At 55.5% G+C, this 13,789-nt stretch carries 7 protein-coding genes and 1 pseudogene; 1 reads left to right on the forward strand and 7 read right to left on the reverse strand.

The annotated features are described in order from the left end of the window. Window positions 1-100: 100 nt before the first annotated feature. The 5 genes from SOPEG_RS14355 to pdhR all read right to left on the reverse strand — a co-directional run bounded on the left by SOPEG_RS14355 (window position 101) and on the right by pdhR (window position 8,381). The gene (locus tag SOPEG_RS14355) at window positions 101-1,369 is read right to left on the reverse strand and encodes a hypothetical protein (protein WP_025245862.1); all 1,269 of its coding nucleotides are present in this window, start codon (window positions 1,367-1,369) and stop codon (window positions 101-103) included. 292 nt (window positions 1,370-1,661) lie between these two features. After that, the gene (gene lpdA, locus SOPEG_RS14360; protein ID WP_025245863.1) at window positions 1,662-3,089 is read right to left on the reverse strand and encodes a dihydrolipoyl dehydrogenase; all 1,428 of its coding nucleotides are present in this window, start codon (window positions 3,087-3,089) and stop codon (window positions 1,662-1,664) included. Between the two features lie 221 nt (window positions 3,090-3,310). Further along, entirely contained in the window at window positions 3,311-4,807 is a 1,497-nt protein-coding gene (aceF, locus tag SOPEG_RS14365; protein ID WP_025245864.1) for a dihydrolipoyllysine-residue acetyltransferase, read from the reverse strand. A 15-nt stretch (window positions 4,808-4,822) separates the two neighbouring features. Further along, complete coding sequence (gene aceE, locus SOPEG_RS14370) at window positions 4,823-7,489, reverse strand: pyruvate dehydrogenase (acetyl-transferring), homodimeric type (protein WP_025245865.1); 2,667 nt, start codon at window positions 7,487-7,489, stop codon at window positions 4,823-4,825. 127 nt (window positions 7,490-7,616) lie between these two features. Then, entirely contained in the window at window positions 7,617-8,381 is a 765-nt protein-coding gene (gene pdhR / locus SOPEG_RS14375; protein WP_025245866.1) for a pyruvate dehydrogenase complex transcriptional repressor PdhR, read from the reverse strand. Between the two features lie 567 nt (window positions 8,382-8,948). Between pdhR and SOPEG_RS14380 the strand changes: the two genes are divergently transcribed. Then, window positions 8,949-10,316 carry an amino acid permease gene (locus tag SOPEG_RS14380; RefSeq protein ID WP_025245867.1) on the forward strand — a complete coding sequence of 456 codons (1,368 nt, stop codon included), beginning with the start codon at window positions 8,949-8,951 and terminating at the stop codon, window positions 10,314-10,316. A 402-nt stretch (window positions 10,317-10,718) separates the two neighbouring features. Here the strand turns inward: SOPEG_RS14380 and istB are convergent, their stop codons facing one another. Together istB and istA are read right to left on the reverse strand one after the other, a co-directional pair. Beyond that, window positions 10,719-11,468, reverse strand: a complete 750-nt coding sequence (gene istB / locus SOPEG_RS14385; protein ID WP_025245868.1) for an IS21-like element ISSoEn3 family helper ATPase IstB — start codon at window positions 11,466-11,468, stop codon at window positions 10,719-10,721. 11 nt (window positions 11,469-11,479) lie between these two features. Next, window positions 11,480-13,030, reverse strand: a pseudogene (gene istA, locus SOPEG_RS14390) (IS21 family transposase). Window positions 13,031-13,789 lie beyond the last annotated feature (759 nt).

A 13,789-nucleotide genomic window follows, 5' to 3' on the forward strand; every position in this document is an offset into this window, starting at 1 on the left:
TATCAGACATCAGATGCGGCGAAGCCTCGCCGCAGTTAAGTTACCGCTTTTGCAGCCGGCCGGGGCAAATGGCGACGACGCTCCCGTCAGGTAGCTCGCCTCATGCGTCTTCCCGCAACGACCGCGACGCAATGGCCGAGAGCGGCGAAAGCGGCGGCGATGTAAGCGGTAACGACGAAGCAAGCGGCGTTAATGACGGCATTGGCGGCATTGCCGCAGGCAGACTTTCCACCGACTCGCTCCCCCCATCGCTATCGCTGAACAAGCCGCTATCGTCAAGCCATAACAGGCTGTCGACGTCATCTTCGCGCGCATCGTCATCACCGCACTGCAAATTGAGCAAGTGGTCACCGACGCCGCAGCTTAACCTATCATCCTCATAACCGCCTACCTCGTTCGCCAGGTCCCAGAGATCAAAAAGATCGGTATCGGCGATAGCGATTTCCCGTAACGCGTTATGGAAATCACATAGGCCCGGTGCCGTCAGCACTTCGGCGTGATTTATCACGTCGCAGTAGTCTCGCTTGAGGGGAGCCGTTAGCGCTCTGAGCACCCTATCGTCTTTGCTCCGGTATCCCTCCCCCAGCAAGGCATCCCAATCCGCATACCGTTTACTTGCCAATTTTTCGCGCAATGTCTCGTCGCCCGCCCGCCATGCGGCGGCGTTTGCGTCGGAAATAGAGATTCGGTTGCCGTTTTTGAATACCGCGTCGAAAGAAATTCCGTATTTATAATTGTCAATTGTTTCCAGATTTTCCAGACAGTATTCGCGCGTCTGGAGTTTATCCATTAAGCGGTCCAAATCCGTGTGTTTAACATCAAACAGGTGGGACAGCGACGCTTTTTTATAAAGGGGTAAATAGTGCAGTGCGCCATCGGCCTGAAGGCGCAACGTTTGATAAACCGCATCCTCCATTTTCATGCGAAGGTTTGTCGCATGAAAGACAGGCAGTGGATCCGCGTCACCGTTTTTGCTTTTTGTAACGACATTGTCGCACTGGAATAAGGTTTGGCCATTAACCTTTAGCGCGTAGCCCCAGTCGTACCGTGCGGTTGGGGCGAGGATTTGAAGCTGGAATTGACTTTGGTATTCCGGTAACGCCAGTCGCCTTAGCTGGATGAATTTCTCCAGACGGCGGTATTCTGGCATCGCCGTTGCGCCAGATTGACTTTCCTGAAGGATGTGAAATAGAGCAATAATTTCCTTTTTTTGCGTTCCCTCCCTGAACCAATCAATAATGCCACTGACAAATTCAGCAATATTATTGATTCGCGTTGCCTCCTGTACGGTATTGGCATTCAATACTTGCGCCACTTTCTGGTCGCTGAGCAGGATATGTCGATTAGGCATTGAAAAAACGATGGGCATCTTCACCTCATATAACGGTTAATCATGAGCGTCGTCCGGTATGCTTCAGCCGATAATCTTGCAGGTCACCGTTAACAGGCCGCAGCGGGGCGATGTCCGGTATCCGTGGCGGCATGCGTTTAGCCCTTAATTAAATAGTCGACATCGGCTCAATCCCTACCGGCTCTAACCACCCCTACAGCATATCGGTACCGCTCGCTGTTTGCCCATCGGCCGTTGACCCGATCTCCGGCGGCCTGGAGGCAAAAAAAAGCCCATAAGGCGCCTTTTTTTGCCGAAGGGCAAAGGAAAGTTATTTCTTTTTCTTCGCTTTGGCGTTGGGCAGGTCGGTAATGGTGCCTTCGTAAACTTCCGCCGCCAGACCCACCGATTCATGCAACGTGGGGTGCGCATGGATGGTCAGCGCGATATCTTCCGCATCGCAGCCCATCTCGATGGCCAGGCCGATTTCGCCCAGCAGCTCGCCGCCGTTGACGCCTACCACCGCGCCGCCAATCACCCGATGGCTTTCTTTATCGAAAATCAGCTTGGTCATACCGTTCTGGCAGTCGGAAGCGATGGCGCGGCCGGATGCCGCCCACGGGAAAGTGGCGACCTCATAGCTGATGCCTTTCTCTTTCGCTTCTTTTTCCGTCAGACCGACCCAAGCCACTTCCGGCTCGGTATAGGCGATAGACGGGATGACTTTCGGGTCGAAATAGTGTTTCTTACCGGCGATAACTTCCGCCGCCACGTGGCCTTCGTGGGTGCCTTTGTGCGCCAGCATCGGCTGGCCGACGATATCGCCGATAGCGTAGATGTGCGGCACATTGGTGCGCATTTGTTTGTCGACGCGGATGAAACCGCGGTCGTCAACCTCTACCCCGGCCTGGCCGGCATCCAACAATTTACCGTTCGGCACGCGGCCGATGGCGACCAGAACGGCGTCATAGCGCTGGACTTCCGACGGCGCTTTTTTCCCTTCCATGCTGACATACACGCCGTCTTCTTTGGCTTCCACCGCGGTGACTTTGGTTTCTAGCATCAGGTTGAAATGGGAACTGATGCGCTTGGTAAAGACTTTCACCACGTCTTTATCGGCCGCCGGGATAACCTGATCGAACATTTCCACCACGTCGATTTCCGATCCGAGCGCGTGGTAAACGGTGGCCATTTCCAGGCCGATGATGCCGCCGCCCATCACCAACAGGCGCTTCGGCACGGTGGTCAGGGCGAGCGCATCGGTGGAATCCCATACGCGGGAATCATCATGGGGGATAAACGGCAGTTGGATCGGGCGGGAGCCTGCGGCAATAATGGTGTTGTCGAAGGTAATGGTTGTCGTGCCGTTTTCGCCTTCCACCTGTAGGGTGTTGGCGCCGGTGAATTTACCGTAACCGTTTACCACTTTGACCTTACGCGCTTTAGCCATACCGCTCAGGCCGCCGGTCAACTGATTGACCACCTTTTCCTTCCAGGTGCGCACTTTGTCGATATCGGTTTGCGGCTCGCCAAAGACGATGCCGTTTTTGCTCAGCGCCTTGGCCTCTTCGATGACTTTAGCGGCATGCAATAAGGCTTTGGAGGGGATACAGCCTACGTTCAGACAGACCCCGCCGAGGGTGGAATAACGTTCCACCAAGACGGTCTCCAGACCTAAATCCGCACAGCGGAATGCCGCAGAATAGCCGCCTGGGCCTGCCCCAAGTACCACGACCTGAGTTTTTATTTCAGTACTCATCATGACCTCTTAGTTGATTGTCCGGCGGGTCAGACGTCTATTTTATCGCGTGTATTTGCATAACGCGCTGTGTCCACACCGGGACGTCTCCATCGCGCATAGTTTACAGAAATGTTAATAGACTGCAAAGTATGTGACGACGGCGCATGTTTAGTTGGTACCGCCGACGACCGCCCTTCGCCGCCGGCGGCGACGCAAAAACAAGCAGGCCGGCCTGGAAGTTACATCACCAAGCGACGGATATCGGACATCACATTATTGATGAAGCTGATAAAACGCGCACCGTCGGCGCCGTCGATGACCCGATGGTCATAGGACAGCGACAGCGACAACATCAGCCGTGGCGCGAACTCTTTACCGTTCCACACCGGCTTCATCGACAATTTAGACACGCCGAGTATCGCCACTTCCGGCGCATTGACGATAGGCGTGAACGCCGTACCGCCGATGCCGCCCAGGCTGGAGATGGTGAAACAGCCGCCCTGCATATCCGACGCTGTCAGCTTGCCGGCGCGGGCCTTTTTCGAGATCTCCGCCAGCTCGCGCGACAGTTCCACGATGCCTTTCTTATTCACATCGCGGAACACCGGCACCACCAGACCATTCGGGGTATCTACCGCCACGCCGATATTGATGTATTTTTTCAGTGTCAGTTTCTGGGCGTCTTCGGACAGCGAGCTGTTAAAACGCGGCAGCTCTTCCAGCCCCTTGGCGACCGCCTTCATGATAAACACCAGCGGGGTGATTTTCACATCCAACTTCTTCTTCTCGGCTTCGGCGTTCTGCTGCTTGCGGAAGGCTTCCACTTCGGTGATATCGGCTTCGTCGAACTGGGTCACATGGGGGATCATCACCCAGTTGCGGTGCAGGTTGGCGCCGGAGATTTTCTGGATCCGGCCCAGTTCCACCTCTTCGGTGTCGCCGAACTTGCTGAAGTCCACTTTCGGCCACGGCAGCAGGCCAGGCAGCGTACCGCCGCCGGCAGCGGCTGGGGCGGCCTCGGCGCATTTGACCGCCTCTTTGACGTACGCCTGGATATCTTCGCGTAGAATACGGCCTTTACGCCCGGTACCTTTCACCTTCGCCAAGTTGACGCCGAATTCGCGCGCCAGCCGGCGGATCACCGGGGTCGCGTGCACATAGGCGTCGTTCTCGGCAAATTCGCCTTTGCCTTGGGCCGGCGACGGGGCGACGCCTTCCACCTCGAACACCATAAGCTGCGAACCGGTGCTGACCTTATCGCCGACGTTAATCTTGATCTCTTTGACGGTCCCCGCAAACGGCGCCGGCACTTCCATCGATGCCTTGTCACCTTCCACGGTAATCAGCGACTGTTCGGCGCTGATCTTATCGCCCACTTTGACCATGACCTCGGTGACTTCCACTTCATCGCCGCCGATATCGGGCACGTTAACCTCTTTACTCTGTGCGGCACCGCCGGCGGCGGCCTGCTCCGGCGCGGCGGCAGGCTTCTCAGCGCCACCCTCGGCTTCCTCGAAGACCATAATCAGTTTGCCGGTGGTGACTTTATCGCCCACCGCCACCTTCAACTCTTTCACCACCCCCGCCTGCGGCGAGGGCACTTCCATGGACGCTTTGTCGCCTTCCACGGTAATCAGCGACTGCTCGGCGTCAACTTTATCGCCCACGCTGACCAGGACTTCGGTGACTTCCACTTCATCTGCACCGATATCCGGTACGTTGATTTTAATAGCCATGATTTACTCTACCTCTTACGCCAGACGCGGGTTGACTTTGTCAGCATCGATGCCGAATTTGCTGATGGCCTGCGCCACCACATCAGCGCCGATATCGCCGCGTTTGGCCAATTCACCCAGCGCCGCAACCACCACATAGCTGGCGTCCACTTCAAAGTGATGACGCAGGTTCTCGCGGCTGTCGGAACGGCCGAAACCGTCGGTGCCCAGAACTCGGAACTCGCTAGCGGGAATGAAGTTGCGGATCTGCTCGGCGAACAGTTTCATATAGTCGGTGGACGCTACCGCCGGCGCATCGTTCAGCACGGTGGCCACATAGGGTACGCGCGGCGTTTCGGTCGGATGCAGCATGTTCCAGCGTTCGTAATCCTGGCCATCGCGCGCCAGTTCGGTGAACGAGGTCACGCTGTACACATCGGAACCCACCCCATACTCTTTCGACAGGATCTGCGCCGCTTCGCGCACGTGGCGCAGAATGGCGCCGGAGCCCATCAGCTGCACTTTGCCTTTGCCGCCTTCCAGCGTTTCCAGCTTGTAGATCCCCTTGCGAATACCCTCTTCCGCGCCTTTCGGCATGGCGGGCATAGCGTAGTTTTCGTTCAGCGTGGTCAAATAGTAGTAGACTTTTTCCGGCTTATCGCCGTACATCCGGGTCAAACCGTCGTGCATGATGACCGCGACTTCATAGGCATAGGCCGGATCGTAGGAAATGCAGTTCGGGATGGTCAGCGACTGAATATGGCTGTGGCCGTCTTCGTGCTGCAAGCCTTCACCGTTCAGCGTGGTCCGCCCCGACGTGCCGCCGATAAGGAAGCCGCACGCCTGCTGGTCGCCCGCCGCCCAGCACAGATCGCCGATACGCTGGAAACCGAACATCGAATAGTAGATGTAGAACGGAATCATCGGCAAATCGTTGGTGCTGTAGGAGGTCGCCGCCGCCAGCCAGGAAGAAGCCGCGCCCAGCTCGTTGATCCCTTCTTGCAGGATCTGCCCTTTTTCGTCTTCGCGGTAGTAGGCGACCTGCTCGCGGTCCTGCGGCGTGTACTGCTGGCCGTTGGGGCTGTAGATGCCTATCTGGCGGAACAGACCTTCCATGCCGAAAGTACGGGCTTCGTCGGCGATGATCGGCACCAGGCGATCTTTGATCGACTTGTTCTTCAGCATCACGTTCAGCACGCGAACAAAAGCGATAGTGGTGGAGATCTCTTTCTTCTGCTCTTCCAGAAGCGGTGCGAAGTCCTCAAGCGTCGGCAATTCCAGCGGCTTGGTGAAATCTTTCAAGCGGCTCGGCAGATAGCCGTGCAGCGCTTTGCGGCGCTCGTGCAGATAGGTGTGCTCTTCGGACCCTTCTGCAAAAGTGATATAGGGCAGCGCTTCGATCTTGTCGTCGGTAATGGTGCTCAGGTTGAAGCGATCGCGGAAGTAGCGTACCCCTTCCATGTTCATTTTCTTCACCTGGTGCGCGATATTCATGCCTTCCGCGGTCACACCCATGCCGTAGCCTTTGATGGTGTGGGCGAGGATGACCACGGGCTTGCCGGTGGTTTTCTTGGCTTTTTGCAGCGCGGCATAGATTTTCTTCGGATCGTGGCCGCCGCGATTCAGCGCCCATATCTCGTCGTCGCTCATGTCCTTCACCAGTGCGGCGGTTTCCGGATATTTACCGAAGAAGTGCTCGCGCACGTAGGCGCCGTTCTTCGATTTAAAGGTCTGGTAGTCGCCGTCGACGGTTTCGTTCATTAATTGAATCAGCTTGCCGGAGGTGTCTTTACGCAGCAGCTCGTCCCAGCGGCTGCCCCAGACCACCTTGATCACTTCCCAGCCGGCGCCGCCGAACACGCCTTCCAGCTCGTTGATGATCTTGCCGTTACCGGTGACCGGTCCATCCAGACGCTGTAAGTTACAGTTGATGATGAACACCAGGTTGTCCAGCTTCTCGCGCGTCGCGATGGTGATGGCGCCCTTGGATTCCGGCTCGTCCATCTCGCCGTCGCCCAGGAAGGCGTAAACGGTCTGATTGCTGGTGTCCTTCAGCGCGCGATTGTCTAGATATTTAAGGAATTTTGCCTGATAGATAGCGCTGATGGGGCCCAGGCCCATCGACACCGTCGGGAACTGCCAGAACTCCGGCATCAGCTTGGGATGCGGATAGGACGAGAGGCCCTTGCCGTGCACTTCCTGACGGAAGTTGTTCATCTGATCTTCGCTCAGGCGGCCTTCCAGGAAGGCGCGGGCATAGACGCCCGGGGAAATGTGGCCCTGGAAATAGACCAGGTCGCCGCCGTCTTTGTCGTTGCGCGCACGGAAGAAGTGGTTAAAGCACACTTCATAAATCGTGGCGGAGGACTGGAATGACGCCATATGGCCGCCCAGTTCCAAATCTTTCTTCGACGCGTGCAGCACGGTCATGACGGCGTTCCAGCGTATAGCGGAACGGATGCGGCGCTCCAACTCCAAATTGCCCGGATACTCAGGCTCCTCCTCGACCGGAATCGTGTTGATGTAATTGCGCCCGGCGGCACCTTGCGCGATGCTTACCCCACCTTTGCGCGCTTCGTCCAACACCTGATCAATCAGGAATTGCGCGCGTTCAATACCTTCTTCACGGATAACCGATTCGATCGCCTGTAGCCAGTCGCGTGTTTCGATCGGATCCACGTCATTGTACAAACGTTCTGACATGGTGGTGTTCCTTATCTATCTTTAATATTGGTTTAGTTGGAGCCTGTCTTCCTATGCTCTGGCCGTCAGAGCATAGGAAGACAGGCCCATAGCTTCTGCTGCCGCGTGGGCCACCGTTCCCGGAGGCTTAATCCTTGCGTTGCTGGAGACGTCGAAGCGATCGTTCGCGCCGGCTATGTTCCCGGCCAAGGTCCAGCAAAATTTCCTCAATAAACGCCAGATGGCGATGTGACGCCTCGCGCGCCTTTTCCGGCTCACGCGCGACTATCGCCGCGAAAATTCCGGCGCGGAGGCTGCTCACCTGCGCCAGCATTTCCCGGCGCGAGTAAAGCAATTCAAAATTCTGACGCACGTTGTTTTCCAGCATCGGCCCCATGCAGCGCACCAGATGCAATAAAACCGCATTATGCGCGGCTTCGGTAACGGCGATTTGATAATTCATGACGGCATCGGCCTCCGCGTCGAGATCGCCGCTGTCCTGCGCCGCCTGAATCGCCTGATGGCACTCACGGATATGCTCGAAATCCTGCTCGGTCCCGCGCAGCGCCGCATAATAGGCGGCAATACCTTCAAGGGCGTGGCGGGTTTCCAACAGGTCGTATTGCGATTCAGGATGTTCCGCCAACAGTTCGGTCAGCGGATCGCTGAAGCTTTGCCACAAATTACTTTGCACAAACGTCCCTCCCCCCTGCCGCCGCCGCAGCAGGCCTTTGGCTTCCAATCGCTGGATGGCTTCCCGCAACGAGGGGCGGGAGACGTCAAATTGCTTGGCCAGTTCACGCTCGGGAGGCAATTTTTCGCCGGGGCGCAGCGTCCCTTCCAGAATCAAATATTCCAACTGTTGTTCTATGACATCCGATAACTTGGGTTGGCGGATCTTACTATAGGCCATTTCTTGTCTTCTCAGCGGATGGCGCGGAGTCAATTGGTAATACCAATTACATTTTTACGGTGCTAAAAGTAACAAAGTATTCACCTTCTGTCTATCGTGGCTTTGACCTAAATCATCAAATCGCGCACATTCTCACAAAAGCCTTACATCTATGCTGCGTCAGGCCCGCTGCGCAGCACAATCGTGTTTTCCGGCGAAAAGGTTATTAACGTCTATGAAACGTTCCGGGGAAGCCGTGGAAGATGACCTACACTGAAAGCCAGGGAAAAAACGCCGCCAAATGTATAGTCATGCAACCCTGATACGACCTTATGAACCCCGGCGATTTTCCCGTCGCCGTTACGCCCATCCTCCAGCAAACGACGGCGCCGGTTTATTACGAGCAAGTGTCATAAATCCCGTGCAAAGCCTGCCACATATCACTATTCTGTTGCCCGCGACAGCCCGGACGCAAAAATGCCGCGCCGTGACGCGTAAATTAAAACGTACAACAACCGTAACTGTGGATAGACACAGCGCTGGGCGGAATCCAGATATCTGCCCGCCATAACGACAGAGGATTCGATGATGGAAGGTCAACAGCGCGCCGAGACGCTGAAACGCGGGCTAAAAAACCGCCATATACAGCTTATTGCATTGGGCGGGGCAATTGGCACTGGCCTGTTTCTGGGGATTGCGCAAACCATACAAATGGCCGGCCCTTCGGTTATTTTGGGCTACGCTATCGGCGGCGTTATCGCCTTTCTTATCATGCGCCAACTGGGCGAGATGGTGGTGGAGGAGCCGGTGGCCGGCTCGTTCAGCCACTTCGCCTACAAATATTGGGGCAATTTCGCCGGCTTCGCCTCCGGCTGGAATTATTGGGTATTGTATGTCCTGGTGGCGATGGCGGAATTGTCCGCGGTCGGGATCTATATGCAATACTGGTGGCCCGGACTGCCCACTTGGGTTTCGGCGGTGGTGTTTTTCCTGCTGATTAACGCCATCAATTTGGCTAACGTGAAGCTTTATGGCGAAATGGAATTTTGGTTCGCCATTATCAAAGTGATTGCCATCGTGGCGATGATCGTTTTTGGCGCCTGGCTACTGCTGAGCGGACGCGGCGGCCCGGAGGCCAGCGTGACCAATTTATGGGCGCAGGGCGGCTTCTTCCCCCACGGCGGCAAGGGCTTGCTGATGGCCATGGCGGTGATTATGTTTTCCTTCGGCGGTCTGGAGCTGGTGGGCATTACCGCTGCCGAGGCGGATGACCCGGCGCACAGCATTCCCAAAGCCACTAACCAGGTTATTTACCGTATTCTGATCTTTTACATCGGCACGCTGGCGATCCTGCTTTCGCTGTACCCCTGGGCCAAAGTGGTGGAAGGCGGCAGCCCGTTTGTATTGATTTTCCAGGCTCTTAACAGCTACTGGGTGGCCAATATCCTTAATCTGGTGGTCTTGACCGCCGCGCTGTCTGTTTATAACAGCTGCGTTTATAGCAATAGCCGCATGCTGTACGGTTTGGCCCGCCAGGGCAATGGCCCGCAATCGCTCGCCAGAGTCGACCGGCGCGGCGTGCCGGTGGCCGCGCTCGGCGTCTCGGCCGTCGCGACCGCGATTTGTGTGCTGCTCAACTACCTGATGCCCGGCCAGGCTTTTGGCCTGCTGATGGCGCTGGTGGTTTCTGCGCTGGTGATCAATTGGAGCATGATCAGTTTGGCGCATTGGAAATTTCGCCGCAAAAAAGCGCAACAGGGCGTCGTTCCGCGCTTTCCGGCGCTATGGTACCCGGTGGGCAACTGCCTTTGCCTGCTTTTCATGGCGGGTATTTTGGCGATTATGCTCCTCACGCCGGGCATGGCCATTTCGGTGTATTTGATTCCGGTATGGCTGGTTGTGTTGGGCATCGGTTTTGCGCTGAAAACCTCCGGCCAGCGCGCTAGCGCACGCTGATCCTCCGTTTGCACGCCGGCCGGTATTACCACCGTGCCGGCGAAGGGCCGCAGGCGGCCCTTCGCGGATGGCTTGCTACCTCAAGCTGCTAGCGCCTGCCGCGTATCCTATGCCCCGTAACGCGTTTCGCATGCCCGTATTCCGTCTCGCATGCCCGGTATCACGTTTCGCCTGCGCCGTATCGTCTATTGCCCGCCGCATTTCGGATGCGGTGTTCTGCAAGTTGTCTGCCGCGTTGATTCCCCGCATTCCGCTTGGTGCAAAAGGTATTCCGCTTCCATTTGCAGATTCCGACGTATCCGATCAGCTGTTCCGGCGACATCCGATCAGTTATTCCGATATTTTCCGATCACCCATTCCAGTGATATTCGTTCACGTGTTCGCTCATCTTCTGACTCGGGTTTAGTCTATTTTTCCTGTGCTGGCTACTCCTTGCTCTTTGCGTAGTGATTCGCCTTTAAGTTCCAGTCTATAGCTGAGGTGTACTAACCGATCGAGTAACGCGTCAGCTGTCGTGGGGTTTTCTATCAGTCCATACCATTTTTTCACCGGCAGTTGACTGATCAGGATGCTGCTGCTTTTGTCGTAGCGATCTTCCATCACCTCCAACAGCATCGTTGCCTGCATCGGACTTATTGATTCTAGGCCCACGTCGTCCAAGATCAGTAACTCTATTTTTTCTAACTGCTTAAGCTGTTTTAGATAGGTCCCGTCTACCTGACACTGGTGAAGATGGGCCAGCAACCGACCCACTCGCCAGTAACGCACGCTATATTGCTGCCGGCATGCCTGCTCACCAAGCGCACAACTGAGCCAGGTTTTGCCCGTACCTGTTGGCCCCGTGATGAGTATGCTTTTCTGATATTTCAGATATTGTCCCCCTAGCAGATCTCGCATCTGTTCCGGTGTCACTCCTCGGCTAGGGATATAGCGGATATCTTCCGGTTTTGCCTGCAAGCGCATTTGCGATTGCCGTCGCAGACGGCATATGTGGTTGTTTTTTCTATGCAAATTTTCCGATTCTACCATCAGCGACAACCGCTCCTCGAACCCCAGCTCCCCATAACTCCCCGGGAGTTCGCGTTGCGTCTCCAACGCCTGGACCATTGCCGACAACTTCAGCTCTCGCAGAGCCATTAACAGTGTATCCATATTTATTCTCCTTAGTGATAACTGTCCGGACCTCGGAGGTTTTCGTGAACCAGCATTGATACGCCGGCTCCGTCCTGGGTGACCTCACTTTCACGACCGTGTTTCAATACGTTGGCTATGAAAGAGCGGTTAATGCACCCTTTCTCCAACGCCAGCGCGCAGGCCTTCTCCAGTCGCGTCGTCTCATAGCGCCGTTGCAGATTGGGTAGCCCCAGCACGGAGCGGTAAGCCTGCTCCGGATGGGCTTTGCTCTTTTGGATGGACTCGACCACTTTCAGTGTGCACACACCCACCGACAGCGCCCAACTGCACAGCCTTTCCGGCGTCCACTGACTCTGCCCCTTATGGTTAGCCGGCATGTGCGCCGCCTGAGTCGTGTGCCTATAGGCGTTATCGCTGCGAGGGTGCGTAGCTACGCAGACGCCCTTATGGTGGATTTACACCAGCCGTTGGGTGGCGATGACGTCAACCCGCTCGCCAACCAGCGGATGCGGCACCGAATACCAGTTTTTGCCGTAGTCTATGTGGTAATCAGGTCCCACTCGGGCAACGAGATACTCACTGTATTCCCATTGTGTGGGCGGTAGAGGCTCAAGAGCCGGTTTGTCCAGCTGCTCGAAGCGTTCAAGGCGACTTTGTCCGCCGTAATGACGCATCGGGCGCAGATTCAACTCATGATTGAGTTCTCGTATCACCTGGTTGAGTTCGGCCAGCGAGTAGAACCTACGTTTACACAACCGGGCCAAAACCCAGCGTTCTACCAGCTGCACAGTTGATTCTGCCTTCGCCTTGTCTTTCGGTTTTCTCGGGCGCGCCGGTAGCACCACTGTCTCATAGTGATTTGCCAGCGCCTGGTAGCTCTGGTTTATGACCGGCTCATAGCGGTCAGGGGTGCTGACAGCGCTGCGCAGATTATCAGGTATCATCAGCTCCGGAACCCCAACCATGAAGTGCAGGCAGCGGCTATTGGCGTTCAGCCACGATGCCATGTCCTGGCCTTCGCAGGCTTCGATATACGCATAGCCTGACACGCCCATGGCAGCGACGAAGATAGCGACCTGGCGTACGCTACCGGTCGCAGGGTTGACGATAGGTACGGTGGGGCCACAGAAGTCGATGAAGAGCTTTTCGCCAGCCTTGTGCTCCATGCGCATGGAACGCCGCTGCTTCTTTTTCCAGTCACGGAATAGTGCACAAAACTGTGAGTAACCGAGGGCATTACCGCCCACGGCGGACTGATATTCCATCCAGAGCAGCTGCTTGGTCATGCCCTTGCGGCTTAACTCGGTATCGATATCAAGCCAGCTGGGTAAGGTATTGATAACTTTTCCGGATTTGCCGGGATAGAGCAGGCGGTCAAGGTCGACGGGGGACAGTTCCGCCGGCAATGGCCAGACTAGGTTAGCTACCGTGAATCGGCCGAGGATATCGTGCACGCTAGTACAGCCTATGCCGAGCGCTGCTGCGATAGTGCGATTCGAGCGACGCTGCTCGAATTTCATACGTAAGACATTAATATAGATGCACATTTCCGTTCTCGCTTTCTTCTTTTTACGTGCCATGCCATGCCCCCGGAAGCTAAAAGTCTCCAGAGTATGGCGGAACAGAAGATGAGCGATCGAACAGAATCGGAATCGCTGATCGGGTGAAATCGGAATCAGTGATCGGATGTGACCGGAACCAGCATCCATTAACGCTAGAGTACCGCTTTTCATCCCGTTCGCTTATGAAATTTGGGTTTTACCTAGCTCGACGGGTGTACTCATTACGCCACGAGGATGCCGGGGAGAGGATGCGCATAAGCGAGTCAATGTAAACCGGTCCTGCGCTGCGCGCTAACAGTGGGCACATGTGCATTTATATCCGCGTTAAAATATAATCAAAATGTGATTCAGCTCTTTATTTTATCGTTAAAACCTGGGACCAACCTATAACAAAAGTGAGTGTACCTGCCGATAAATAAGGTCTGCCCCCTCAGCAGGCATAAGTGAACACAAGGTGGCAGATCAATTATGACGCTTTCGATGTATTTTAGCGCAAAAAATGACTTAGGATAAAAGCTCAAACTGATGATGAATATCGTGTCTCGTTTTCCAAAACCAAGCAATGTCTATGCCACCATCACTCTTGCCAATGCCAAATTGACGCCATATACAATACGATTCCCTTCCCCGTCAGAACATGTACGTCGCAGGATTGAGCGCATAAACCACGCGCCCTCAACCGCGAGCCCTCTATTCACCGCCCACATCTGATCGCCCCGGTGCTTTGATAATAGGTAAAGTCATAGGCCCCTCTCCTATTATCAAACAAATATCGAG

The sequence above is a fragment of the Candidatus Sodalis pierantonius str. SOPE genome (assembly GCF_000517405.1).
GTDB classification, from domain to species: Bacteria; Pseudomonadota; Gammaproteobacteria; order Enterobacterales; family Enterobacteriaceae; genus Sodalis_C; species Sodalis_C pierantonii.

Bases quoted from the DNA above. Each gene is read 5' to 3' on its own strand.
- SOPEG_RS14355 (WP_025245862.1), bottom strand. From the start codon at position 1,369: ATGCCCATCGTTTTTTCAATGCCTAATCGACATATCCTGCTCAGCGAC.
- lpdA (WP_025245863.1), bottom strand. From the start codon at position 3,089: ATGAGTACTGAAATAAAAACTCAGGTCGTGGTACTTGGGGCAGGCCCA.
- aceF (WP_025245864.1), bottom strand. From the start codon at position 4,807: ATGGCTATTAAAATCAACGTACCGGATATCGGTGCAGATGAAGTGGAA.
- aceE (WP_025245865.1), bottom strand. From the start codon at position 7,489: ATGTCAGAACGTTTGTACAATGACGTGGATCCGATCGAAACACGCGAC.
- pdhR (WP_025245866.1), bottom strand. From the start codon at position 8,381: ATGGCCTATAGTAAGATCCGCCAACCCAAGTTATCGGATGTCATAGAA.
- SOPEG_RS14380 (WP_025245867.1), top strand. From the start codon at position 8,949: ATGGAAGGTCAACAGCGCGCCGAGACGCTGAAACGCGGGCTAAAAAAC.
- istB (WP_025245868.1), bottom strand. From the start codon at position 11,468: ATGGATACACTGTTAATGGCTCTGCGAGAGCTGAAGTTGTCGGCAATG.